Annotated in this window: 23 protein-coding genes; 3 read left to right on the top strand and 20 right to left on the bottom strand. The window is 60.5% G+C overall.

Translation table 11 applies throughout. The annotated features are described in order from the left end of the window. Nucleotides 1-138: 138 nt before the first annotated feature. The 5 genes from B2J77_RS06515 to B2J77_RS21285 all read right to left on the bottom strand — a co-directional run bounded on the left by B2J77_RS06515 (nucleotide 139) and on the right by B2J77_RS21285 (nucleotide 5,757). Entirely contained in the window at nucleotides 139-3,072 is a 2,934-nt protein-coding gene (locus tag B2J77_RS06515; RefSeq protein ID WP_078478221.1) for a membrane-targeted effector domain-containing toxin, read from the bottom strand. Between the two features lie 122 nt (nucleotides 3,073-3,194). Continuing rightward, the gene (locus tag B2J77_RS06510) at nucleotides 3,195-3,761 is read right to left on the bottom strand and encodes a DUF1285 domain-containing protein (protein WP_078478220.1); all 567 of its coding nucleotides are present in this window, start codon (nucleotides 3,759-3,761) and stop codon (nucleotides 3,195-3,197) included. Between the two features lie 9 nt (nucleotides 3,762-3,770). Beyond that, the gene (locus B2J77_RS06505; protein ID WP_058605556.1) at nucleotides 3,771-4,376 is read right to left on the bottom strand and encodes a DUF4823 domain-containing protein; all 606 of its coding nucleotides are present in this window, start codon (nucleotides 4,374-4,376) and stop codon (nucleotides 3,771-3,773) included. A 100-nt stretch (nucleotides 4,377-4,476) separates the two neighbouring features. Then, nucleotides 4,477-5,112, bottom strand: coding sequence for a TetR/AcrR family transcriptional regulator (locus tag B2J77_RS06500; protein ID WP_058605557.1), 636 nt, complete (start codon nucleotides 5,110-5,112; stop codon nucleotides 4,477-4,479). Between the two features lie 144 nt (nucleotides 5,113-5,256). Continuing rightward, nucleotides 5,257-5,757, bottom strand: coding sequence for a hypothetical protein (locus B2J77_RS21285; RefSeq protein WP_153302492.1), 501 nt, complete (start codon nucleotides 5,755-5,757; stop codon nucleotides 5,257-5,259). Nucleotides 5,758-5,970: 213 nt separating this feature from the next. On the opposite strand from B2J77_RS21285, the gene B2J77_RS06490 reads away from it, so the two are divergent. After that, nucleotides 5,971-7,334 (top strand): IS3 family transposase gene (locus tag B2J77_RS06490; protein WP_153302491.1). Its coding sequence is split into 2 segments (ribosomal slippage): nucleotides 5,971-6,436 and nucleotides 6,436-7,334, totalling 1,365 coding nucleotides; the frame shifts between segments, so codons are not numbered across the junction. 530 nt (nucleotides 7,335-7,864) lie between these two features. Here the strand turns inward: B2J77_RS06490 and B2J77_RS06480 are convergent. The 12 genes from B2J77_RS06480 to B2J77_RS06425 all read right to left on the bottom strand — a co-directional run bounded on the left by B2J77_RS06480 (nucleotide 7,865) and on the right by B2J77_RS06425 (nucleotide 17,760). Further along, nucleotides 7,865-8,647, bottom strand: a complete 783-nt coding sequence (locus B2J77_RS06480) for a TatD family hydrolase (protein WP_058637691.1) — start codon at nucleotides 8,645-8,647, stop codon at nucleotides 7,865-7,867. A gap of 27 nt (nucleotides 8,648-8,674) precedes the next feature. Further along, the gene (locus B2J77_RS06475) at nucleotides 8,675-9,661 is read right to left on the bottom strand and encodes a DNA polymerase III subunit delta' (RefSeq protein ID WP_078478219.1); all 987 of its coding nucleotides are present in this window, start codon (nucleotides 9,659-9,661) and stop codon (nucleotides 8,675-8,677) included. Beyond that, nucleotides 9,654-10,286 carry a dTMP kinase gene (gene tmk / locus B2J77_RS06470; protein ID WP_078478218.1) on the bottom strand — a complete coding sequence of 211 codons (633 nt, stop codon included), beginning with the start codon at nucleotides 10,284-10,286 and terminating at the stop codon, nucleotides 9,654-9,656. The genes B2J77_RS06475 and tmk overlap by 8 nt, the downstream gene beginning before the upstream one ends. 9 nt (nucleotides 10,287-10,295) lie before the next feature. Then, nucleotides 10,296-11,489 carry an endolytic transglycosylase MltG gene (mltG, locus tag B2J77_RS06465; RefSeq protein ID WP_078478217.1) on the bottom strand — a complete coding sequence of 398 codons (1,194 nt, stop codon included), beginning with the start codon at nucleotides 11,487-11,489 and terminating at the stop codon, nucleotides 10,296-10,298. Nucleotides 11,490-11,493: 4 nt separating this feature from the next. After that, on the bottom strand, nucleotides 11,494-12,309 hold the full coding sequence (pabC, locus tag B2J77_RS06460; protein ID WP_078478216.1) for an aminodeoxychorismate lyase: 816 nt from the start codon (nucleotides 12,307-12,309) through the stop codon (nucleotides 11,494-11,496). After that, on the bottom strand, nucleotides 12,309-13,553 hold the full coding sequence (gene fabF / locus B2J77_RS06455) for a beta-ketoacyl-ACP synthase II (RefSeq protein WP_058637695.1): 1,245 nt from the start codon (nucleotides 13,551-13,553) through the stop codon (nucleotides 12,309-12,311). The genes pabC and fabF overlap by 1 nt, the downstream gene beginning before the upstream one ends. Before the next feature lie 187 nt (nucleotides 13,554-13,740). Continuing rightward, nucleotides 13,741-13,977 (bottom strand): acyl carrier protein, encoded by a 237-nt coding sequence (acpP, locus tag B2J77_RS06450; RefSeq protein ID WP_027914361.1) that lies wholly within the window; start codon nucleotides 13,975-13,977, stop codon nucleotides 13,741-13,743. Between the two features lie 203 nt (nucleotides 13,978-14,180). Further along, nucleotides 14,181-14,921, bottom strand: a complete 741-nt coding sequence (gene fabG / locus B2J77_RS06445; protein WP_078478215.1) for a 3-oxoacyl-ACP reductase FabG — start codon at nucleotides 14,919-14,921, stop codon at nucleotides 14,181-14,183. 15 nt (nucleotides 14,922-14,936) lie between these two features. Then, nucleotides 14,937-15,875, bottom strand: a complete 939-nt coding sequence (fabD, locus tag B2J77_RS06440) for an ACP S-malonyltransferase (protein ID WP_078478214.1) — start codon at nucleotides 15,873-15,875, stop codon at nucleotides 14,937-14,939. A gap of 147 nt (nucleotides 15,876-16,022) precedes the next feature. Continuing rightward, nucleotides 16,023-17,033, bottom strand: coding sequence for a phosphate acyltransferase PlsX (gene plsX, locus B2J77_RS06435; protein ID WP_078478213.1), 1,011 nt, complete (start codon nucleotides 17,031-17,033; stop codon nucleotides 16,023-16,025). A 3-nt stretch (nucleotides 17,034-17,036) separates the two neighbouring features. Further along, a complete protein-coding gene (gene rpmF, locus B2J77_RS06430; RefSeq protein ID WP_008096416.1) occupies nucleotides 17,037-17,219 on the bottom strand; it encodes a 50S ribosomal protein L32 in 183 nt (60 codons plus the stop codon). A gap of 13 nt (nucleotides 17,220-17,232) precedes the next feature. Next, entirely contained in the window at nucleotides 17,233-17,760 is a 528-nt protein-coding gene (locus tag B2J77_RS06425) for a YceD family protein (protein ID WP_078478212.1), read from the bottom strand. Between the two features lie 95 nt (nucleotides 17,761-17,855). On the opposite strand from B2J77_RS06425, the gene B2J77_RS06420 reads away from it, so the two are divergent. Further along, entirely contained in the window at nucleotides 17,856-18,434 is a 579-nt protein-coding gene (locus B2J77_RS06420; RefSeq protein ID WP_078478211.1) for a Maf family protein, read from the top strand. 43 nt (nucleotides 18,435-18,477) lie between these two features. Here the strand turns inward: B2J77_RS06420 and B2J77_RS06415 are convergent, their stop codons facing one another. Genes B2J77_RS06415 through rluC form a run of 3 tightly spaced genes read right to left on the bottom strand, consistent with a single transcriptional unit; the run spans nucleotide 18,478 to nucleotide 21,094 of the window. Continuing rightward, entirely contained in the window at nucleotides 18,478-19,467 is a 990-nt protein-coding gene (locus B2J77_RS06415; protein ID WP_058637701.1) for a S49 family peptidase, read from the bottom strand. 6 nt (nucleotides 19,468-19,473) lie between these two features. Continuing rightward, a complete protein-coding gene (locus tag B2J77_RS06410) occupies nucleotides 19,474-20,148 on the bottom strand; it encodes an HAD family hydrolase (RefSeq protein ID WP_058637702.1) in 675 nt (224 codons plus the stop codon). Further along, nucleotides 20,138-21,094 carry a 23S rRNA pseudouridine(955/2504/2580) synthase RluC gene (rluC, locus tag B2J77_RS06405; protein ID WP_058605749.1) on the bottom strand — a complete coding sequence of 319 codons (957 nt, stop codon included), beginning with the start codon at nucleotides 21,092-21,094 and terminating at the stop codon, nucleotides 20,138-20,140. Before rluC ends, B2J77_RS06410 begins: the two co-directional genes overlap by 11 nt. A gap of 794 nt (nucleotides 21,095-21,888) precedes the next feature. Between rluC and rne the strand changes: the two genes are divergently transcribed. Beyond that, complete coding sequence (gene rne, locus B2J77_RS06395; RefSeq protein WP_058637703.1) at nucleotides 21,889-25,242, top strand: ribonuclease E; 3,354 nt, start codon at nucleotides 21,889-21,891, stop codon at nucleotides 25,240-25,242. The last annotated feature ends 33 nt before the right edge of the window (nucleotides 25,243-25,275 follow it).

The raw sequence follows: 25,275 nt of genomic DNA, 5'->3' as shown, positions 1-25,275 counted from the left end.
CATACCCAAAGCGGCTTTTTTGTGCCCGCTGTGGGTATGCCTGGGCTGGTGCTTATAGCTTGATCCGCGTGGCGTGGATACCGTTCAGGCGCTCAACTGGGTCCAAGGCCATAGACCTTTCTCCGGCGCATCGACTCATCACGTCAGCACATACTGCAACCCGTGATGCTCCAGCAGGGTACGCATTTCTCGCAGGCTGACGAGCCGTCGCTCACTGATCCACGGCCACTCCGGTCGCCGGACATGAAACCGCTCACCTTCCTGAGCGATGGGCGTATACACCAGCCCGCCGGTGCGGCTGCGATGCACCAACTGCAACTGCCCATCGGTGCTCTCGAACGTGAATGCGCCGGTATGCCTGAGCATGACCGACAGTTCCTCGCTGGCCGGCTTCGCCGCTTTAATCGGTACCTGCAGGCGAAGATCGCTCTTGACCCGGCGTACATCCATGGCCTCATCAATGGCCGCCAGTCCAGGATCGGCACCAATGCCGCCGGGCAGACCCACCTCAATATCCTCGACGCGCAAGCTGATTGCCCCCTGAAGTTCGCTTACGCCGTGCACACCTTCGAAATCGCTGGCGTGGCTATTCCCCACCAGCGCAACCCACCGGCTCGGGCCTCGCCCCCCCTGGTCCGCCTCGATGATTTCATGCGCGTAAAAGTTCATCATTTGCTGGCGGATCACCGCCGATGGCGGGTCGGCCCAAGCCTGGCGATAACTGGCCATGCAGTCGATGGACTGGATACGGATACCGGCCTTCTGCGCCGCAATCAGCACGTTGCGAAACGAATAACGGCTCGCCAGATCGACCCCGTGACCTTCATCCAGATTATTCACATAGGTGCTCAACCGGGCGGGCATCTTGCCCGAGCGGTTGAATACATCAAGGTCAGCCTGATGGAAGTCGGTCATGAAATGCTCAACGTAGAGCACCTTGATTTTTTCGCGCCTGAGCATAGGCATGTTGTCTATCAGAAACTGCTTGCTGCCCAGCCCCGAATGACTTTCACCGATGACCAGCCCTTCGCTGTTCTGGTAGAGGCTGCGGATGATCAGCTTGGCGCTGGCATCACGAGGCAGAGTCGGTATTGCAGGCCGCGCGGGTGGTATGACATTTTCAAGATAGCCGACGGCGTCGGTTGCAAGCGCGTCGCGGCTGGCACGGAATGCCCGGTAGCTTGCTTCTACCTGAGGGTCTAAGCTGCTCATGATTCCACTCAGCGCGCGCTCCTCCCCCGGGGCATTGGCGGCGGCCTCAAGCAGAGGACGCGTTTCGCTCGGAATCTCGTAGGGCGTTGCAGGCAGAGACTGCACGGCAGGCGCATCGCTTCGCCACCCCCATGCCCCGAGCAATTTGCGGGGCAGCCCGCCACCCTGTAAACCCGAGCGCTGTAGAGGTTGCCACTGGCCGTCTGCTGTCATGCGGATGGGCAGGTTGCGATAGAACGAGTATGGATTCTCCGGGTCGATGACCACCCAGCTGCCCATCTGCTGCACAAAACGGACCTCGAAGGGTCGCTCGTCAATCAGCGCATAGAACTTGCCACTCTGTAGATAGATACCCTCCTGCCCGCCACTCCCAGGCTCAGCGCTGAGGATGATGTTGGTTTCAAAAGGCGCCAGCAGGTCGTGCTGGTCAACCGGTCGGAACGGTTCAGGTACCCAGGTTTCAATCTCGGCGGGTGTCGCGCAGGCCACCTCCTCTTCCGGCGTGGCCAGGGTTTCGCCCTCAGGCACCTGTGGATCAATCAGCATTTGCTCGTCACCTACGCCTACGGCACCGGCCAGCATGGCGGTGTTGAACAGGGTGTCGATGGCGGCGAAGATTGCGCCGGTCACACCGGCCTGTCGCTCGCTCGTAGTATGACCGTTGACAGCCTGGTCGATGTTCAGCCCCATATCCGCAAGACCTGCGCCGACCACCGCCAGTGCAATCGGCCAGTCGACCGCTGTCATGGGCCCTGCTACCTGGCCGAAGGCCTTGAGGTAGCCGATCCACAGTTGCTTACGCAGGTCAGCGTTGCTGCGCAGGGCGAACTGTGCGTCGTCGATCATGCGCTGGTGCGCGGCATCGCGCAGGTGGCTGAATGCATCGCCCGACAGAGTCGAATCGAGCTGATTGAGGCACTTGTGATCATCACCACCCCAATTGAAGAACAGTAGATCGATCAGGTGATTGAGGCCGAGGCGATCGTCTTTTTGCGCACGGCTGGATAATGGGAAGTGCGCCATGAAGCGCGTCCGGTTTTCGGCTTCGTTGGTATTGTTCAATACCCACCAGTAAAGGTCCTGACGCGTTGGGAAAAAGTGCAGGGCCTGCGTTTCACCTGGGGTGTACAGCAGTTGCGAACCATCCTCCAGCACAATGCGCAGAAAGTCGCTGGCAACATGCCCGCCGATGTCGAAGGTACACACGCGATAACCGGCGGCTGGCGGTACAACTGCCTGAAGTTGCTCCAACGTGGGTGATGCGATATCAAGACCCGTCAGCGCCGTGGCGACGCGGCGAACGAGGTGGGCCAACGCGGTACTGCTGTCGACCGAGCACATCTCGATCACCTTGGCGAGGAAGTTGACCTTCGCCAGTACGCGAAAATGCTCAGCATGTTCTTGCCAGAACGCCTGGAGCCTATGGTGGAACTGGGTACTGAAGTCGATTTGCCAGAAATCCTCGAGCACAGCCTGGGGCTCCAAACGGATCTCATTGTGCTCGTCATAGAAACCAGGGCCAGGGCCATTACTGTAAAAGCCGGTCAGATAACTGAGCAGGTCGCTGTTGTCCTGGTCATGAACGTCGAAACGGTGCATGACCAACTGAGGCAGTGTGAAGGATTGGACTGGCGGGTCCAGGTGCTGCCAGCCGCTGAAGGTGCGAGGGCTGCTCTGGGCGGTATCGAAACGGTTGAGGTAGACGTGGTCAGGGTCTAGGTGCGACAAGTTGTGTTTTCTCAACAGCGCCACGGCGGTGTCCCGGGCCGACTGGCGCATATCAGGGCAGGCTGCCACAAGTGGAGCGGCGATGGCGCGTAGCTGGGATTCGGCGTGCGGGGACAGAATCTGCAGGCCCATGGTTAAGTTCCTCAAGGTGTATGAAGCCGTGAGGTTGAGCCGTTACAATTTTTTGGAGCGCTAGTTATCAACCACCTTCCACACGGTCTTCATCCTCCGTGAAACGTGCGGTGAGGCGTAAGTCAGGGGTGATCCACCTGCCCTATGGGGTAGAACTCACCTCGGCTCCACACGCCCAGCCATTGCTGATCTGCGATTTGCCGGGTAACGGCCAACTCGACCAGTTGATAGAAGACATTACGGTGAATCAATGCCTCAAGGTTGCTGCGCATCAGCACATAAGGTGAAGGCGCTTGGGTGACGGGGTCAGTCACTACCCGCAGCGGATGGTCAGGCCCTGCTTCAACCTGATCATCCACATTATTGGTGAAACGCAACACCTGCTGCTCCCCCTCCCCCGTCACATCCAGGGCCACGGCCACGAACGGTGCGTCATCAACTGTGATGCCGACCTTCTCGACCGGCGTCACCAAAAAGTAATCATCCCCGTCGCGGCGGATGATCGAAGAAAAGAGCTTTACCATCGGTTTGCGGCCGATAGGCGTGCCCAAGTAGTACCAGGTCCCGTCCCGTGCGATACGCATGTCGATGTTGCCGCAGAAATCGGGGTTCCAGCGGTGCACAGGCGGCAAGCCCTTGGACATTGGAAGCTGCGTCAGCAGGTCATTGGCCTTGCCCGTCTCATTCATCGCGGTGCCTCATCGACTCATGCCAAGAAGGCTACGAGCGTACTCGCGCATGGGCGCCGCAAGCAAATCCCTGGGCGTCTGGTCATGGAACGTCAACAAACCGCCACGGCTTTTGATACGGACCGTGTCTATCAGGTAGCGGGTACTGGTTTCGATGAGCATCATCTGAACCACGCCGCTATCCCAACCCAGTCGGTCCACGGCCTGTTCGTCATACCACTCGTCCCCATTGCCGATGCGATCATCGGTGCGAGCGAAACGGGTATAGAGCACGTAGTCAGCCCCAAATGAGCGTGCCTGCGCGATCGCCTCTTCCAGACCCAGCGGTGCCTCGGCACGGCGTACCATCGGGAAATACTCGACGAAGCTTTTGAAGGCCTCTTCGGCCACCGCATTGTGCTGCGGAACAGGGCCTTTGCCGGGCGGCACGAATGCGCCTTGCCCAATGAAGATGAAGGAATCGGGTTGCAGTCGAATCGACAGCGTACGACGGGTATCGCTGTGATCCAGCAGGCCGGCATCGCTCATGTGATAGCGAACACCTTCCCCCATATCACTCACTTTCATGCACCCGCCCAACGCCGCAAGCGTCAGCACCAAGACCAGGCTCCGCATCATTCCTCCAGTGGCCGGCGTCAAAAAAGCCGGCGAATGGCTGACGAATGCAGCTTTTGCGCCAGCTTTGATTTGGTCGCCAGCGTGGGCCGGTGCTGACTCAATTGGCGGGGTCGGGGTCGCGCTTGCGTTTATTGCCCATGCGTACGCCGATGTCCATCAGGAACTGGAAGAAGCCTTCCTGATCTTCCAGCACATTGCTCCAGAACGGGGAGTGATAGAGCGCTACAGCCCCATGGACCAGTGCCCAGGCGGCGCAATAGTGGAAATAAGGGGGTACATCTTCAAGCTTGCCCTCACTGATGCGGCCTTTGATCAGTTGCGTAAGGCGATCGAAGTTGGAGGCGCGAATACTATGCAGTTGCTCGACCAGTTCGGGCACCTGGTTACCCTTGACGACCTTCTCCTCCAAACGATCGAAGAGCCTGTAGCGTTGCGGGTCGCGCATGCGAAATTCGAAGTAGGCGCGCGACAGGGCTTCCTTGTCGCGGTCCACATCGGCCGAGTGCAGCAGCTCGTTGAGATCGCGCTCATAGTCCAGCATCAGGCGCAGGTAGATTTCTGCCTTGGACTTGAAATGCTTGTAGATCGTGCCTTTGCCGATACCCACGGCGTCGGCGATCATTTCGACGGTGACGCTGTCCTCGCCTTGCTCGAGGAACAGCTTGAGGGCGGTGTCTAGGATTTCCTGTTCGCGACGGCGAAACTCACGGACCTTACGAGGTTCTTTCTGCATGGGAAGGACTGGCTGACGATCGAAGCGGATTATTATGCCTAACTTGCGCGAAATTGCACGGATCATCCGTGGTCATCTCGGTTTGTACTGGTGTGCGGGGGGGCTCAATCGTTGGCAGCTTGGCCTGGGGTATTCCAAATCTGTTTAAAAAACGATCAGTTTTGGCTGGCATTGTGCGTAGCCTGGGCGATACTCAAAGGGTCGTCGCGGCGCATCCCCCCGAGTGACGCGGCGATAAAGGTACTCAGGGACCGCGTACCTTTGTTCTACTCCTAATGGTCTTAACCCGGATTCCTCCCCCAGAAGCCGGGTTTTTTTTGGGTAAGGTGTTTGAGGCAGGTCCCGCCATCTCCCCGCTACCCCTCTGCTCTTGCTTTGGCTCTTGCTCTTGCTCTTGCTCTTGCTCTTGCTCTTGCTCTTGCTCTTGCTCTTGCTCTTGCTCTTGCTCTTGCTCTTGCTCTTGCTCTTGCTCTTGCTCTTGCTCTTGCTCTTGCTCTTGCTCTTGATCTTGATCTTGCTCTTGCTCTTGCTCTTGCTCTTGCTCTTGCTCTTGCTCTTGCTCTTGATCTTGATCTTGATCTTGCTTTTGATCTTCGCGACTTCAGAAGGCCGAACGCAGGTCTTGCGGAGGGAGGTGACAGGCATGGATGCCTGTCAAGCGCTGGGCCCCAGGATGGGGCCTACAGCGCGGTCCTCCCGGGAGCAAGACCGGAGTGAGGGAACCCCGAAGCGTAGCGTAGGGGCCGTATGAATGGAGCACAGCGTTTTTTGGTTACTTTTTGTCGCGTTTGACAAAAAGTGACTCGCCGTTGAACTGACCCCCGAATGTTGGACACCTATCTCACCGGAGGGTGTTCCATGACGAAATACAACCTGGCGCTCAAACAGGCACTCATCGAAGAGTGCCTTTCTGCTCCTAGCATTCATGAAGTGGCGCTAAAGCATGACCTCAGTCCATCGATGCTACGTCGGTGGGTAAAGGGCTATGAAAAACACGGCGCAGCCGGTTTAAGTGCCAAGTACAGCCGCTACGATGCCCAGTTCAAATTGAAGGTTTTGCAGTGCATTGAGCAAGAAGGATTGTCTGCCCAGCAAGCCTGCATCCAGTTTGATATTCGTGGTCCAAGTAGCATCAGGCAGTGGAAAAGGTTGTATGATCAAGGCGGAGTTGAAGCACTTCATCCGCATCATACCCGAGAGTTGAGCATGCCCCGTAAGCCATCGAAAAAAACCAGCGCAAGTCCTCCTACCGCTTCGGATAGCGACCTGACACCCGAGCAAATGCTCGAAGAGCTGGAATATCTGCGTGCGGAGAATGCTTACCTAAAAAAGCTCGATGCCTTGATCCAAGCGGACCCTCGCACTGCGCAGGCGAGAAAACGAAGGCTGTCCAGGGATTGAGGCACGGGCATCGACTCGCTCTGCTGTTACGTGCCGCCGGGCTTGCACGTAGTACCTTTTATTACCAAAGCAAGGTGTTGTTGACTGACAAGCATGCGGCTTTGAAAGAGAGTATCAACAACGTCTATCACGAGCATAAGGGACGGTATGGCTATCGCCGGATCACTGAGACCCTCAAGCACAACGGTCGGATGATTAATCACAAGAAGGTGCAGCGACTGATGCAGCTTATGGGTCTCCAGTCGCTGGTCAGGGCGAAGAAATATCGCTCGTACCGAGGCTCAGAGGGACTGGTTGCGCCTGATCTGCTCAGGCGAGAATTCAAGGCAGGAGCCCCTAATCAGAAATGGGCAACCGACGTGACAGAGTTCAAAGTGAAGGGGCAGAAGCTGTTTCTTTCGCCGTTGATGGACCTGTATAACGGCGAAATCCTCGCTTATCAGATTAACCGGCGCCCGGAGTTCAAGATGGTCTCGGCAATGCTTGAGCAAGCCTTTGAGCGGCTGAATCCAGGTGATAAACCGATATTGCACTCCGATCAAGGATGGCAGTACAGGCAGCCCACTTACCGGCATATGCTGGCCGAGAAGAACATTGAGCAGAGTATGTCGCGTAAGGGCAACTGCCTAGACAACGCCGCAATGGAAAGCTTTTTCGGCACACTCAAGAGCGAATATTTTTACCTGGAGTCGTTTGAAAATGTCGAGCAGTTGGCTTCAGGACTTGATGATTACATCGCTTACTACAACCAAAAACGCATCAGCCTCAGACTTGATGGCCTGAGTCCGATACAATTTCGGACCCACGCGCTGGCCCCATAGCGCTCACTGTCCAACTTTTGGGGGTCAGTTCACGTAAGGGCGAAAAGGTGATTAAGCGTCGCCATCGCAAATGGACTATGCTCTCTTTTAATACCCACGCCAACGCAATCAAACTTGAAACTTGAAACTTGAAACTTGAAAGCGCGGGCGCATACAGCAAGTTGATATTCATTGGCGAGGGTGGCGCACGGTCACCTTTCCGCCCTTACGGCGGCTTACTTTTTGTCTTGTCAAAAAGTAAGCAAAAACCGCCTGCTCCTATCATCCGGCCCCTACGCTACGCTTCGGGGTTCCCTCGCTCCGGGCTTGCTCCCGGGAGGACCGCGCTGCAGGCCCCATCCTGGGGCCCAGCGCTTGACAGGCATCCATGCCTGTCACCTCCCTCCGCAAGCCCTGCGCTCGGCCTCCTGAAGTCGCGATCTGCGGCGCCTGAGCTACCGTGCGCTTAGAAGCAAAAGCCAAAGCAACTGCAACTGCAACTGCAACTGCAACTGCAACTGCAACTGCAACGTTAACTTAGGGTACGCGCCCTAGCGAACCCTTGCCAACGGAAATAACCGCTTGAAATTTGTGGTGGTCTGCTCAGCCAACTGTTCATAACTGACACACCGCAGTGAGGCCACATATTCAGCCACTTCCCGCACATATTGGGGCAGGTTGGGTTTACCCCGATAAGGAATAGGCGCCAGATAGGGCGAGTCGGTTTCCACCAAGAGCCGATCCGCCGGCACTTGCCGCGCCACGTCCCGCAACGCCTCGGCATTACGGAATGTGACGATCCCCGAAAGCGAAATGTAATACCCAAGATCCAAAGCCGCCTTGGCCATTTCCCAGTCTTCGGTAAAGCAGTGCAGAACGCCCGCCTGGGACAAGTTCGCCTCACGCAATAGTGCCAAGGTATCGGCACGGGCCGCTCGGGTATGCACGATCACCGGTTTTCCCGTCTGCCGCGAAGCTTCCAGGTGCAAGCGAAATGAGGCCTGCTGCAACTCGGCAGCTTCCGGCTCGTAATGGTAATCCAGGCCGGTTTCACCGATCGCCACCACATGGGGATGAGCCAATTCGGTCAACAGCCAGTCCAAAGCAGGCGCTGCACCCGGCGCCAGGTCCAGCGGGTGAACGCCTACCGAGCAATCCACATCGCTGTATTGCTCGGTCAAGGCCTTGACTGCGCCTGCATTTTCGGCACTGACACCGATGCACAGGAAGTGCCCGACACCACGAGCACGCGCCGCCTGCAAGGCAGCATCGAGCGAACCCCCATGGGCGCTGAGGTCAAGGCGGTCAAGATGGCAATGGGAATCTACAAGCATGGGTACACACACGGATAAGAATTAAAGTCAACGCCCAGTTGGCAATTGTAGCCAATGGGCCAGCAACGATTCGATCAGCAAAGCACGATTCAGGTTTGCCTTGCCCAGCACTTTCTGACGCTGCTCAAGGATCCAGGCCTGGACCTCGAGGACTTTGGCCGGACGGCTCTTTTGCGCAAGGTATTGCACCACCTTGCGCATGTCGGCCATGCCGAGCTCATCGTCGTCCTCGGTCAACTGGTAGCGCAGGATCAACTGGGCCCAGTCGAAAAACCAATCGAACACTATCAACAACGGCACGGCTGTCCATGCGTCGGCCAACTGGCTGGGCGATTGCTGCTGCTTGAGCAGCTTCTTTACGCCTTCGGTCACCAGGGCGCGCTGTTCATGCACGCCTTGCTGATGAAGACTCAGGGCCAACAGCGGCGAACCGGCAGACAAGGTCAACAGATCGTCGCGCCGGGCCTGATCGGTCTCCGGCAAGGCGCTGGCCAACCAGGCATGGCTCTGGGCCTTGGTCGGCAGTGGACAGGTAACCTGCTGGCACCGGCTCTTGATGGTAGGCAGCAAGCGGCTGGGTTGATGGGTCACCAGCAGCAGCACCGTGTCGCCGGAAGGCTCCTCAAGGCTTTTGAGAAGTGCATTGGACGCGTTGACGTTCATGGATTCGACAGGCTCGATCATGACCACCTTGCGCCCACCCAACTGCGCGGTCTGAGCGACGAAGGCAACCAGTTCGCGGACCTGGTCCACCTTGATCGGCTTGTCCAGCTCTTCAGGTTCAAGCATGAAGTTGTCGGGGTGACTACCGGCCTTGAGCAGGTGGCAGGACTTGCACTGGCCGCAAGCCAGGGTGCCATTAGGGCGCTGGCACAGCAGCCGCGCCATCAGGCGCTCGGCCAGATCACGCTTGCCTATCCCCTTCGGGCCGTGCAGCAGATAGGCATGGGCATGCTGGGCGCGGCCAGCCAGTTGCTCCCACAGTGTCTGCTGCCAAGGGTAGGCGTCAGTCACGGCAGCGCTCCACGATACCTGGCAGCAGCCTGTCCAACGCTTGCTGGACGTCCGCCAGCGGCTGCGATGCATCCAGCAGCGTGTAGCGTTGTGGCGCCGCGGCTGCGCGATCCAGGTAGGCGCGGCGGACCGCTTCGAAAAACGCCTGCCCTTCCTGCTCGAACCGGTCCAGCCGCCCTCGCGCTGCAGCGCGGGCCAGGCCTACTTCGACGGGCAGATCGAATACCAGGGTCAGGTCAGGACGAAGGTCGTCCTGCACGAACTGCTCAAGCGTCGCGATACGCTCGACAGGCAAGCTGCGCCCGCCCCCTTGATAGGCGTAAGTAGCGTCTGTGAACCGGTCACACAGCACCACCGCCCCACCCGCCAACGCCGGGCGGATCACTTGTGCAAGGTGTTGAGCGCGTGCAGCGAACACCAACAAAAGCTCAGTATCGGCGTGCATGACTTCATCGCTCGGCGACAACAACAGCTCACGAATCTTTTCAGCCAAGGGCGTGCCGCCTGGCTCGCGGGTCAGCACCACGTCCAGCCCTTGCTCGCGCAGCCGGGCAGCCAGGTATTCCCGGTTAGTACTTTTGCCCGCGCCTTCGGGGCCTTCCAATGTAATAAACAAGCCGCTCACAAACAGTCCTTATTGGGGGGCGTCGAGCGCCGACGGTTCGGTTGCCCGATCGCTCTCGACCTTGCCCTGTTCAGGCGCAGCGGCTGGAGCAGATGGATCATCCGATGCTCCCGCCTCAGGCACTTGAGATGAACCGGACGGCGCTGCATCGTTCGAGGGTGTCGGCTGAGCGGTGCCAGGGCTTGAACGGTAATCGGCCCGACGCTTGAGCTGAAACTCGCGCACAGCAGAATTGTGGTCGTCCAGGTCATCGGAAAAAACGTGACTACCATCACCGCGCGCAACGAAGTAAAGGCTGGTGCCATCTGCCGGGTTCAATGCCGCATGGATGGCCTCACGCCCGACCATCGCAATAGGCGTTGGCGGCAGCCCCGTCATGGTGTAGGTGTTGTAAGGCGTTGGCTGGCGCAAATCAGCGCGTGTAATGCGGCCGTTGTAGCGCTCGCCCATGCCATAGATGACCGTCGGATCGGTCTGCAGCATCATGCCCAGGCGCAGGCGGCGGACGAATACGCCAGCGATTTGCCCGCGCTCCTGTGGAATACCGGTTTCCTTTTCCACCAGCGAGGCCATGATCAGTGCCTGGTAGGGGTCGCGGTACGGCAGGTCGCGGGCGCGCTCGGCCCACTCACGCGCCAGCACCTCTTCCAGGCGCATGTAGGCTTGCTGCAAAAGCTCCACATCACTCATGCCGCGCACGAAGCGATAGGTGTCCGGAAAGAAACGGCCCTCCGGGAAAACGCCAGCGTGACCCAGCTTTTCCATGACTTGGGCATCGGAAAGGCCATCGAGGGTCTGCTTGATCTTTTCGTGCTTGGCCACGGCCGCGCGCACTTGGCGAAACGTCCAGCCTTCGACCAGGGTCAGGTTGTATTGCACCACGTCGGCCCGCTGCCAGGCGTCGAAAAGCTGTTTCACGGTCATGCCGGGCGTCAGGCGATACTCGCCCGTATGCAGTGGCACGCCGGCCATGTTGAAGCGCCAGTACAACCTGAGCCATAGCGCGTCGCCCAACAGCCCCTCTTGTTGCATGCGGTAGAACATGCGATTGGGCGTAGCGCCATTGGGCACATCCAGCAGGCGTTCCTGTGCCACATGCACAGGTTGGTCCAGCACCGAATGGACCTTCCATGCCGACCAGCCAAGGGCCAGGCCCATGACGATCAGGCACATTTCCAGCAGCAGCAGGAATTTACGTCTCACGAATTCAGGTTTCCAGTAACGTACGGGCAACGGCCTGCAACGTACGGGTGAGCGGGCCAGGCCGCCAGTTTAGCGCGCCTGCGGCGCGGACGGGCCAGATGCCGTAGACACTATTGCAAACGAATGCTTCATCCGCTTGTGCGAGCTCATCGAACGCCAGGTCACGCACTTGCACCGGGATGTTCATCATCTCCGCCCGCGCCAGCAGTGCGGCGCGCATCACGCCTGCCACCCCGCAACGATCAAGCCTGGCAGTAAGAAGCGTGCCTTGCTTAACCAGAAACAGGTTGCTGTAGACACCTTCGATCAGCCTGCCCTGCCCGTCACGCATCAGGCCTTCGGCATGTTCGCCGTCCTGCCATTCGGAACGTGCCAGCACCTGCTCGAGGCGGTTGAGGTGTTTGAGCCCTGCCAGCAAGGGTTGTTCCCCAAGCCGGGTCTGGCACATGAACAGGCGCACGCCCACGTCGGCGTGTTCGGCTGGGTAGCTGGGCAACGGGCTGGCTTGCAGGATGCGCCGCGCCGCGACACCGGCCGCGGGTGCATATCCGCGCTGGCTGTCGCCGCGGGTCAGGATCAGCTTGGCCACGCCCTCACCCAGCTGAGCCGCATAGCGCCTTACCTCATCGGCCACCAGGGCCACGTCAGTGGCGATGGACAGGCGCTGACAGCCCAGTGCCAGACGCGCCATGTGCTCATCCAGCAGCAAGGGCCGCCCATGGCGTACAGCGAACGTCTCGAACAGACCATCCCCGTAGGCCAACCCGCGGTTGTGCAGGTTGATCGCAGCCGCAGGCGTGCCATCGACCCAGCTTTGCATCACTCGGCGAACCGGCGGAACACCAGGGAGCCGTTGGTGCCACCAAAGCCGAACGAATTGGACAGCACGACATCGATTGGCATGCTGCGGGCCTGGTGCGGCACGAAGTCCAGGTCACAGCCTTCGTCTGGCTCATCCAGGTTTATGGTCGGCGGCGCCATCTGGCTGTTGATCGCCAATACGCTAAAGATCGCCTCCACCGCACCGGCAGCCCCCAGCAGGTGCCCGGTCATCGACTTGGTGGAGCTGACGGCCAGCTTATAGGCATGCTCGCCGAACACGCGCTTGATGGCTGCCACTTCGGCCAGGTCTCCAGCCGGTGTCGAGGTGCCGTGGGCGTTGATGTAGCTGACTTCCTGAGGCTGCACGCCGGCATCGCGCAGGGCATTGACCATGCAACGGGCTGCACCTTCACCCGATTCGGGCGGCGACGTCATGTGATAGGCATCGCCGCTCATGCCAAACCCTACGAGCTCGGCGTAGATCGTTGCACCCCGCGCCTTGGCGTGCTCGAGCTCTTCGAGCACCAATGCACCGGCCCCGTCGGACAGGACGAAGCCGTCACGACCTTTGTCCCAGGGACGACTGGCCCGCGCAGGCTCATCGTTGCGGGTAGAAAGCGCGCGCGATGCGCCAAACCCGCCCATGCCCAGCCCACAGGCGGCCATTTCAGCGCCGCCGGCGATCATGACATCGGCCTCACCGTGCGCAATATTGCGCGCAGCCATGCCGATGCAATGGGTACCGGTGGTACAGGCGGTGGCGATGGCGTAGTTCGGCCCTTGCAGACCCAGGTGGATCGACAGGAAGCCGGAGATCATGTTGATGATCGAGCCAGGGACGAAGAACGGCGAGATACGCCGAGGGCCTGCGTCGTGCAATGTACGGCTGGTCTGCTCGATATTGGTCAGGCCACCGATGCCCGAGCCCATGGCCACCCCGATGCGCTCACGGTTGGCGTCAGTCACTTCCAGGCCAGCGTTGCGCACTGCCTGAAAACCGGCTGCCAAGCCGTACTGAATGAACAGGTCCAGCTTGCGAGCCTCTTTGGCCGACAAGTATTGCTCAACCTCGAAGCCCTTCACCGAGCCACCAAAACGGGTGGAGTAGGCAGAAAGATCCGTATGCTCGATCGGACCGATGCCACTGCGGCCAGCCAGAATGCCCTGCCACGTGCTCGGTACATCCGTACCCAGTGGCGACAGCATACCCATACCGGTGACCACGACGCGTCTACGCGACACAGTACTCTCCTTTTCTAATGACAGAGTTTCTTGCCATTGCATCCAGTTGGACGGAATGAAATGGCAACAAGCTCTTGATGCGGGGATTGGCAGCCGACACGGCGACAGCCGAAGCTTGCAAAGAAAAAACCGCACGCCAGTCAAGGCAGTGCGGTTTTTCCCGACAAGAAGCGTCGACTACAGCGTCTTAGGCCTGGTGGCTGTTGACGTAGTCGATGGCAGCTTGAACGGTAGTGATCTTCTCGGCTTCTTCGTCAGGAATCTCGGTCTCGAATTCCTCTTCCAGAGCCATCACCAGCTCAACGGTGTCAAGCGAATCGGCACCCAGGTCATCGACGAAGGACTTCTCGTTGGTCACTTCTTCTTCCTTGACGCCCAGTTGCTCGGCGACGATTTTCTTGACGCGTTCTTCGATGGTGCTCATACCTAGTTTTCACTCCTAATGGATATATGTCAGGCAGCTGGCCGGTGGCTAATTTTATAGAAGAACGTTCGCTTTTCAAGCTCAACGCGCCTTCAGCCTAGTCCCACGACCAGCCGCCTGGAATCTGATTGCAGCTTTATAACGGATTTTAGGCTCGCAGTATGACTCTTTTTTTACGGAATCCGTCACATTGACCGGCGATATTACATGTACATCCCGCCGTTGACGGGCACGGTTGCGCCCGTCACGTACGCTGCACCGTCAGAGGCCAGGAACGAAACCACCTTGGCGATTTCATCTGCCTGACCCAGGCGGCCCAGCGGAATCTGGGTCTGCAGGGCTTCGCGCTGCGCTTCTGGCAGCTCGCGGGTCATGTCGGTATCGATGAAGCCCGGCGTGACCGAGTTGACGGTGATACCGCGCGAGCCCACTTCACGCGCCAGGGCGCGACTGAAGCCTTCGAGACCGGCCTTGGCCGCCGCATAGTTGGCCTGGCCAGCGTTACCCATGGCGCCGACCACCGAGCCGATGCTGATGATACGACCCCAGCGCGCCTTGGTCATGCCGCGCAACACGCCCTTGGACAGACGGTAGAGGCTGTTGAGGTTGGTATCGATGACATCGAACCACTCGTCGTCCTTCATGCGCAGCATCAGGTTGTCACGCGTGATACCCGCATTGTTCACCAGAATGGTCGGTGCACCGAACTGCTCGCCGATGGCCGACAGTACCGAATCAACCGATTCGGCGCTGGTCACGTTCAGCTCCATGCCGGTACCGACAATGCCATGCTCCTTCAGGGTCGCGGCGATACGCTCGGCACCGGAGGCCGAGGTCGCAGTACCGATGACGGTGGCGCCTTGGCGACCCAGTTCCAGGGCGATGGCCTGGCCAATGCCACGGCTGGCGCCAGTGACCAGTGCAACTTTACCTTGCAGGCTCATGCAAGCTTCTCCAAGTCAGGCCAGTGCCGCACGCGTGGCGGCAACGGCGTCAGGGGTGTTGAGGTTGTAGGTGGTTACGCCATCGGCGCAGCGCTTGTTGAGGCCAGCCAGGACCTTGCCCGGACCGCACTCGACCAGGTTGACCGCACCGGTGGCAGCCAGCGCCTGGACGCACTCGACCCAGCGCACGGGCTGGTACAGCTGAGCCAGCAGATCACGCTTGAGCGCATCCAGATCGGGTGCGATGGCGGCTGTCACGTTCTGCACAACCGGAATCTGTGGCGCCTGCCAATCGATGGCATTGATCGCGGCGGCAAATCGTTCGGCCGCAGGCTTCATCAGCGCGCAGTGCGACGGTACGCTGACTGCCAGCGGCAAGGCGCGCTTGGCGCCCTTTGCCTTGCACAGCTCCATGGCCCGGTCCACTGCGGCTTTGTTACCGGCAATCACCACTTGGCCCGGCGAATTGAAATTGACCGCGCTGACGACCTCGTCTTCAGCCGCTTCGGTGCAGATCTGCACCACGACGGCGTCGTCCAGCCCCAGGATTGCGGCCATGGCACCGTGCCCGGCAGGCACGGCTTCCTGCATCAGTTGGCCGCGGCGCTCGACCAGGCGAACGGCGTCCTTGAGGCTGATGCTGCCCGCTGCGACCAAGGCACTGTACTCGCCCAGGCTATGACCCGAGACGAATGCAGGCTTGGCGCCGCCCTCCTCGAGCCACAGGCGCCACAGCGCAATGGAGGCTGTCAGAATGGCTGGCTGGGTCTTATCAGTCTGATCGAGTTGCTCTTGCGGACCTTCCTGAACCAGTTTCCAGAGGTCGTAACCCAGCGCCTCGGAAGCTTCCTTGAAGGTCTCGATGATCACCGGCTTCTCGGCGCCGAGTTCTGCGAGCATGCCCAGCGACTGGGAACCTTGACCTGGAAAGACGAATGCGAGAGATGCAGACATTGAACAAGCCCTTATGATCTTGTCGTCGGATAGAGGCGCCTGGCGCATGCCAGGCGCGGAATCTGAACATTTGGATGAAGACCGAAACCCTGCGGTCACATTTAAGCATTTCGTCGGCAAGACCGCTAAGCGCGGGCTCGCATCACATTACTTGAGTAAATCCTCCAGGCGACCATGAAGGCGCCCGGGCAAATTCTCCTGAATTTCGATCAGGGCGCGCTGGATCGCACTCTGAAACCCCTCAACGCCTGCCGCGCCGTGGCTTTTGACGACGATGCCCTGCAACCCCAGAAAGCTGGCACCGTTGTGACGCGCCGGGGCCAGATCGGCCTGCACGCGTTTAAGCAGCGGCATGGCCACAGCGCCCGCCAGGCGCGACAACAGGCCGCGCCTGAAGGTCTGCTCGATACGCTGCGCAACCATGGTGGCCAACCCTTCGCTGGACTTGAGCAGGATATTGCCAACGAAGCCGTCGCAGACCACCACGTCCGCGGCCCCTCTGTACAAGCCGTCACCTTCGATGAAGCCGACGTAATTGAGGCCGCGAGCCCCTTGCAACAGGTTCGCCGCCAGCCTGACTTGCTGGTTACCCTTTATGTCTTCGGTACCTACGTTCAGCAGTGCCACTCGGGGGCGCTGCACGCCCAGCGCCTGCGCCGCCACCGACCCCATGACCGCAAACTGGTAAAGCTGCTCGGCCGTGCAGTCGACATTGGCGCCAAGGTCAAGCAACTGGCAGTAGCCGGTGCGTGTCGGGATGGCAGCCACCATGGCTGGACGATCAATGCCTGGCAGGGTCTTGAGCACGGCGCGAGACAGCGCCATCAGGGCCCCGGTATTACCGGCGCTGACACAGGCCTGGGCCTTGCCGTCACGCACCAATTCCAAGGCAACACGCATGGATGAATCGGGTTTGCCGCGCAATGCCTGTGAAGGCCGCTCGTCCATACCGATCACTTCTGCGGCACCGAGAATCTGCAGGCGCGCGCGATCGGCAGCTGAAAAGCCGCTGACAAGATCTTCCAGGAGGGAGGATTGACCGACGAGGGTCAGGTGAAGCGAGGGGGTAGCCGACAGGCAGGCGATACTAGCCTGGACAATGCTGCGGGGACCGAAGTCCCCGCCCATTGCGTCGATCGCGATGATCTGAGCGGACAAGGATTACTCGTCAGCGCCCTTATCGATCACTTTGCGACCACGGTATACGCCTTCTGGCGAAACGTGGTGGCGCAGGTGCACTTCGCCGGTGGACTTCTCTACCGACAGCGCGTTTTCCGACAGGGCATCGTGCGAACGACGCATGTCACGGGCAGAGCGGGATTTTTTGTTCTGCTGAACAGCCATAATTGATTAACTCCTAAACGTTTGGGTCACGCTTTAACTGCGCCAAAACACTGAACGGGTTGGACCGCGATACCTCGTCCTTGCTCGAGTCGGGCTCGTCTGCGCCCGCCGGCTGCTGGCATTCTTCCGGATGATGAGCAGGCACGATGGGCAAGGCGAGCAACAGCTCTTCCTCGATCAGCGCCTGCAGATCCAAAGGATCTTCGCCCAGTTCCAGCACGTCATAGCCTTTCGGCAACGACTGGGTATTCGCACCCTCCTTCACCACGGCGTAGGTACACTCGCTGTGGATCGGCAGGGTGACCAGCTCAAGACAACGCTGGCAAACCATCTTGACCTCGACATCCAGCTCGCTGTGGATAACCACAGTGTGCTGTTCGTCTCGTTCAAAATCGAACTTCGCCTGCACCATACCGACATCGTCGGAAAGCGGGTCGCAGAGTCTTTCCAAATCAGCGAGTGGTAGCGAACCGCTAAGGGTTACGCCACGATCAGCCAATTTGCGCGGGTCAACGTGAGGTGGAATCGGGTCATTCAACATAGGCGCAGCATTCTAGGGATGCCCCCCGTCCCTGTCAAAGGAATTTGGTGGCATCGTGCGTGATAGGATGGGTTCAACCGAATCAGGAGCTTACTATGCTTGCACTGTTACTGGCTTCCAGTTCCCTTTATCGTCGCGAGCTGCTCGCGCGCTTGCAGCTTCCGTTTACCTGGGCAAGCCCTGACATAGACGAAACGCGCCAGCCAGCAGAGTCTGCAATCGACCTGGTCCGGCGCCTGGCCATGCAAAAAGCCCAAGCCCTTGCAGGCAGCCACCCTAACCACTTGATCATCGGCTCGGACCAGGTCGCAGTGCTAGGCGAGCACATTCTGGGCAAACCCCACACGGTCGAGCGAGCCTGCGAACAATTGCTCGCCTGCAGCGGCCAACAGGTGACGTTTCTTACCGCAGTGGCGCTGCTCAACAGCGCCACCGGGCAGTGCCAGGTGGACTGCGTGCCGTTTACCGTGAAGCTGCGGGTGCTGGACCGTGAACGCATCGAACGCTACGTGGCAGCGGAAATGCCCCTCGACTGCGCCGGAAGCTTCAAGGCCGAAGGGCTTGGCGTGAGCCTGTTCGAAAGCACCGAGGGGCGCGATGCGACCAGCCTGGTGGGGCTCCCACTGATACGGCTCGTCGACATGCTGGCCTTGGAAGGGGTGAGCGTCCCGTAGCCAGACCAGGGGGCGTGCACCGCCCCCACAAAGGCGACTGGCCTTAGCGCAGTTGCGGGCCCTGGAAACCCATCCACATGGCCAAGCGCTCTGCCACGCTGGCACCCATGCGCTTGGAGAAACGGTCAAAGGGCGATTCCTGCACGGTGAAATCAACCAGATCCTTTTCGCCCACCACCTCACGCGCCACATAGCTGGCGCTGCCCAGGCCATCGATCAGACCAAGCGCCTTGGCCTGCTCGCCGGACCAGACCAGGCCGCTGAACAGCTCCGGGTGATCCTTGTCCTTGAGTCGCTCGCCTCGCCCTTGCTTGACCATGGCGATGAACTGGTTGTGGGTGGTGTCCAGCACACCCTGCCAGAATTGAGTTTCTTCAGGCTTCTGCGGCGAGAACGGATCGAGAAATGCCTTGTGCTCACCGGACGTATAGAGCCGGCGCTCCACGCCGAGCTTGTCCATGGCACCTACGAAACCGTAGCCCGCAGCCGTCACGCCGATCGACCCGACCAGACTGGCCTTGTCGGCATAGATCTCATCGGCCGCACTGGCGATGTAATAGGCTCCTGACGCACCCAGGTCGGTGATGACGGCGTACAGCTTCACGCCGGGGTGCTCGGCACGCAGGCGGCGAATCTCGTCATACACATAGCCCGCCTGAACAGGGCTGCCGCCCGGGCTGTTGATGCGCAGGACCACGGCTTTGGTCTTGCCATCCTTGAAGGCATCGCGCAGGCCTTTGACGATGTTGTCGGCACTGGCAGCCTCCTGGTCGGCGATGACCCCGCGCACTTCCACAAGGGCCGTATGACTGGCACCGCGCGAGGCAGCCTTGTCCATGTCGGTCCAGGGCAGGAACAGCGCCAGGATGCCAAAGAGGTAGATGAACGTCAGCAGCTTGAAAAAGATACCCCAGCGTCGCGACCGGCGCTGCTCCTGGATGCCCGCCAGCAAGGTCCTTTCCAGCAGCTTCCAACTTTTGCGCTCCTCGCGCTCCTCGGGCTCGGCCTCGGGGGCCTTCCATTCGCCTGCCATGCTCACCTACCTCGAAAATGAACCTGTGGAACCGGACAGCCACTGACGCAGCTGGCCAAAGTGATCGATGCAAACCTGTGGCCCGAACTCGGCCAGCGCCTGGAGTGACATCGCGCCATAACCCACGGCCACGCAGTGCATCCCCGCGTTGCTGGCCATCTGCAGATCGAACGCAGAATCTCCGACCATCAGCGCACGACCCGGTTCGACACCGCAGTGGTCAAGTATTTGTTCGAGCATCAAGGGGTGCGGCTTGCCGCGCGTCTCATCCGCCGCACGCGTGATATCGAAAAACCGCTCAAGGCCATTGGCCTTGAGCACTCTGTCGAGGCCGCGGCGCGCCTTGCCGGTAGCCACCGCCATTCGATAGCCCTCGGCGCGAAAGGCGGCCAGCGATTCGGCGACGCCGTCGAACAGCGGCGAAGGCTGCTGATCGAGTGCCGTGTAGACATCGGCATAATGCTGACGAAACCGCTCCACCTGCTCATGCGTCAGGTGCGGATAAAGGGTGTGGATCGCCTCAGCCAGCGACAGCCCGATGATCCCCTTGATGGCCTGTTCCTGAATGGGCGCTTGGCCGGCACGCTTGGCAGCGACCTGCATGGCCTCGACGATGCGCCCGACGGAGTCGGCCAGGGTACCGTCCCAGTCGAAGATCAGCAGCGTGTAGTCACGGCGCACTCAAACGCTCCACGGTCTTGGCCCACATTTCATCCACGGGCGCCTCCAGCTTGAGCTCCCCACCGTCCGGAAGCGGCACCGTCAGTGCGTAGGCGTGCAGGAAAAGCCGCTTGCCGCCCAGGTCGCGGATTTCGCGACTGAAATCCTCGTCGCCATACTTGCTGTCCCCCGCGATCATGTGCCCGGCATGCAGGGCATGCACACGAATCTGGTGAGTACGGCCCGTGATCGGGCGCGCCTCCACGAGGGTGGCGAAGTCGCCGAAGCGGCGCAGCACACGGAACAGGGTCAGCGCTTCCTTACCTTCGTCATTGACTTCGACCATACGCTCGCCTGAGCGCAGGTTGCTCTTGAGCAGCGGTGCATTAACTTGCTTCTTCGCGGTTGGCCAGTGACCGCGCACCAGGGCCATATAGCGCTTGTCCACGCCATCCCCGCGCAGCGCAGCATGCAGGTGGCGCAGCATGCTGCGCTTCTTGGCAATCATCAGCAGGCCCGAGGTGTCCCGGTCCAGGCGATGCACCAGCTCCAGCTCCTTGGCATCGGGGCGCAACTGACGCAGCGCCTCGATCACGCCGAAGCTCAGCCCGCTACCGCCATGCACGGCGATCCCGGCAGGCTTGTTCATCACGATCAACGCCTTGTCTTCGTGAACGATGGCAGCTTCGAGCCGCTGTAGCAGCCCCTGGGCCACCGGGGCCGGCTCGTCGCGCTCAGGCAGTCGCACGGGCGGCACCCGCACGATGTCGCCCGCCTGGATCTTGTACTCGGGCTTGACCCGACCCTTGTTCACCCGCACCTCGCCCTTGCGCAGGATGCGATAGACCAAGGTCTTGGGCACACCCTTGAGGGCTGTGATGAGAAAGTTGTCGATACGCTGGCCGGCAAGTTCCGGCGCGACTTCAATCAGCTGAACGCCGGAAGTCGGAGAGGTATTGGTTGTCATGGCGCAATCATACAATTTTTATGGAATTGAAGCACTTAATCATTGCTGCTATAGTCGCGAACGCCGCCATAAGCGGCAGGCCAGTGGAATCAGGCTGTGCGCCAGTCACTGACCTTCGCAATTCTCCAGGACGCGAGGCCGTCCTACGGGGGTTCGCCAGTTTACCGAATTGCCTGGAATCGCCACCAGCGCCGTGTAGAGAAGACCGAAAATAAACGACAAGTGCGGTGTCCAACCTGCTTACACGCTTCTTTTCGCAGTACCTCTGCCCGCCCGTCGCTTCCACGCAACCCATGGCGAATGCCTCGGAAATACCTGCCTTGGACATGAATGGCGCCAGCGCAGAATCGCGCTGGCGAAAAATGCAACCCGTTGCGGATTCAGCGCGCGGCAGCACCCGAATTATCAGGGATACGTGCAGGGTGGAGATGCACAGCCCTCGGACCGTGTAGCACCGCGTCCGGCCACCAGCCCCATCGTACGGCTGGCGAGCGGATAAGGTCCTGAACAGATGCCCCTGGGCGTCCACGGCTGAAGGTTGATTCCTCCTCCTGACTGAGTGCACCAGGCCCGCTTGGTTGATTCGGATAACAATTCGAAGCCTCCGGGGCCTTGTTGGCACCGCAGCAAAACAGGACGCGTCGTCGCGACAACGGCAGGCTGGGCAACCGGCTGGTGCCGAACGTTGCTCGACACGGGGGTGGTTAATCACCCTTTGCGCACCTTGGCACCGACCATGAGACGTCGTGTGTGCCGAACGCCGTTTCCGGCAGCCCGGAAACCGACGGTACAACATGAAAAGAATGCTGATTAACGCCACTCAACCCGAAGAGTTGCGCGTAGCCCTGGTGGACGGCCAACGCCTCTACGACCTGGATATCGAATCCGGTGCACGAGAGCAGAAAAAGGCCAACATCTACAAAGGCAAGATCACTCGCATCGAACCCAGCCTCGAAGCCGCCTTCGTCGACTTCGGCTCCGAACGTCACGGCTTCCTGCCGTTGAAAGAAATCTCCCGCGAATACTTCAAGAAGGCCCCTGAAGGCCGCGTCAACATCAAGGAAGTGCTCAGCGAAGGCCAGGAAGTCATCGTCCAGGTCGAGAAGGAAGAGCGCGGCAACAAAGGCGCGGCCCTCACCACCTTCATCAGCCTGGCCGGCCGCTACCTGGTGCTGATGCCCAACAACCCGCGCGCCGGTGGCATTTCCCGTCGCATCGAAGGTGAAGAGCGCAACGAGTTGCGCGAAGCGCTCAATGGCCTGACCGTACCAGGCGACATGGGCCTGATCGTTCGCACCGCGGGCCTTGGCCGCAGCAGCGAAGAGATGCAGTGGGACCTGGACTACCTGCTGCAGCTGTGGACCGCCATCAAGGAAGCTTCGCTGGACCGCGCCGCGCCGTTCCTGATCTACCAGGAAAGCAACGTCATCATCCGCGCCATCCGCGACTACCTGCGCCAGGACATCGGCGAAGTGCTGATCGACAGCATTGATGCCCAGGAAGAAGCCCTGACCTTCATTCGCCAGGTCATGCCGCAATACGCCAGCAAGGTCAAGCTATACGAAGACAGCGTCCCGCTGTTCAACCGCTTCCAGATCGAAAGCCAGATCGAGACCGCTTTCCAGCGCGTGGTCGAGCTGCCATCGGGCGGTTCGATCGTGATCGATCCGACCGAAGCGCTGGTGTCCATCGACATCAACTCGGCGCGCGCCACCAAGGGCAGCGACATCGAGGAAACCGCCCTGCAGACCAACCTGGAAGCGGCTGAGGAAATCGCCCGTCAGCTGCGTCTGCGCGACATCGGCGGCCTGATCGTCATCGACTTCATCGACATGACCCCTGCCAAGAACCAGCGCGCCGTGGAAGAGCGTGTGCGTGAATGCCTTGAGGCCGACCGCGCTCGCGTGCAGGTTGGCCGCATCTCGCGCTTCGGCCTGCTGGAAATGTCCCGTCAACGCCTGCGTCCGTCGCTGGGCGAAAGCAGCGGCATCGTCTGCCCGCGCTGCTCGGGCACCGGCATCATCCGTGACGTGGAATCGCTGTCGCTGGCTATCCTGCGCCTGATCGAAGAAGAGGCGCTGAAGGATCGCACTGCCGAAGTCCGCGCCCAGGTGCCGATCCCGGTGGCCGCCTTCCTGCTCAACGAGAAGCGCAACTCCATCACCAAGATCGAGCTGCGCACCCGTGCGCGCATCATCATCCTGCCAAACGATCACCTGGAAACCCCACACTTCGAAGTCCAGCGCCTGCGCGACGACAATCCCGAGGTGTTGAACAACCAGTCCAGCTACGAAATCGCTGCCAGCGAGACCGAAGAAGCGCCACAGCCAACCGCCACCCGCACCCTGGTTCGCCAGGAAGCCGCCGTGAAAACCGCACCGGCCCGTGCGAATGCACCCGTGCCAGCCAGCGAGGAGCCACAGCCTGCGCCAGCCGCCGCCCCTGCCCCAAGCGCCCCGGAGGCAAGCCTGTTCAAGGGCCTGGTGAAGTCGCTGGTGAGCCTGTTCGCTGGCAAGGAAGAACCTGCTGCCGCCCCTGTCGCCCCTGCTGCGGAAAAGCCGACTACCGAACGCAGCCCGCGTAACGAGGAACGCCGTAACGGACGGCAGCAGAGCCGTAACCGCAACGGTCGCCGCGATGAAGAGCGCAAGCCGCGTGAAGAACGTGCCGAACGTACCCCGCGCGAGGATCGCCAGCCACGCGAGGAGCGTGCTGCGCGTGAAGAACGTGCCCCACGAGAAGAACGTGCCCCGCGCGAAGAGCGTGCACCACGCCAGTCTCGCGAGGACCGTCGCGGCAACCGTGGCGAAGAGCGCGTGCGTGAACTGCGCGAGCCGCTGGACGCCACGCCGCCAGTAGAACGCGAGGAGCGTCAGCCCCGTGAAGAACGTGTAGCTCGCGAAGAACGTACCCCACGTGAAGAGCGTGCGCCTCGCGAAGAACGGGCTCCACGTGAAGACCGCGCACCTCGCGAAGAGCGTGCTCCGCGTGAAGACCGCGCACCTCGCGAGGAACGTGCTCCGCGTGAAGACCGCGCACCTCGCGAAGAACGTGCTCCGCGTGAAGAACGCGCGCCTCGCGAAGAACGTGCACCACGTGAAGACCGAGCGCCTCGCGAAGAGCGTGCCGCCCGGGAAGAACGCGCCCCGCGCCAACCTCGTGAAGAACGTCAGCCACGCGCGGCCGAGGAAGCTGCCGAACACGCTGCCGAAATGGCCGAAGAGCAACTGCCGAACGAAGAGCAGCTACAGGACGAGCAGGACGGCAACGATGGCGAGCGTCCGCGCCGCCGGTCGCGTGGCCAGCGTCGCCGCAGCAACCGTCGCGAGCGCCAGCGCAACGCCAACGGTGAGCTGATCGACGGCGAAGAAGAAGGCAGCGAAGAGCAGCCTCAACAGCGCCAGGCCACCGAGCTGGGCGCAGAGCTGGCCGCAGGTATTGCGGTGACCGCTGCGGTTGCAACCAGCAACATCAGCACCGACGCCGAAGCCCAGGCCAATCAGCAGGCCGAGCGCGCTACCGCCGAAGTCGCCGCTGTTGCCCCAACCGACAGCAGCGAAATCGCTCAACCGGCCAAGCAAGCTGAAACTGTAGTTCCAGCAGAAGCGGTCGCCGTGGCCCCAGTGGTCGAGCAACCGATCAGCGAGCCAGCGCCATTTGTCGAGGCCTCGGCCGTGCCAGTGGTCGAAGTCGCCCCGCAGCCGGTAATCGAACAGGCGCCCGTTGCTGAGCCAGCCGCGACCACCGAAACCTCAGTCGTTGAAGCCCCGGCAGACGTTCAGGCACCCGAAGCGCTGATCACCGAAGTGCCTGCAGAAGCCCCGGCCATCGAAGCCGGCGAAATCGAGCAGGCACCCTCTGTGATCGAGGTCGCCCCGGTTGCCGAACAGCCTGCCCCGGCGGTAGAGGCCCAGCCAGAGGTTTTGGCCGCGCCTGAAACGGTTGCGCCTGAGCCTGAGCCAGCCCCAGCTGCCGCGGCAGAGCCTGCCACCGTCATGCTGTCCAACGGCCGCGCACCAAACGATCCACGTGAAGTGCGTCGCCGCAAGCGTGAAGCCGAAGCTGCCGCCAAAGCCGCTCAGGCTGGCGCTGCTACCGACGAGCCAACACCAGAGACCGCCGACGAGCCAAAAACCTACCAGGGTTGATAGCCAAGGCTGAATGAAAAAGCCCCGCCAGTG

The organism is Pseudomonas parafulva (assembly GCF_002021815.1).
GTDB lineage: Bacteria > Pseudomonadota > Gammaproteobacteria > Pseudomonadales > Pseudomonadaceae > Aquipseudomonas > Aquipseudomonas parafulva_B.
Note: the sequence above shows the minus strand (reverse complement) of the source record. Positions and strands in the feature narration are given on the sequence as shown.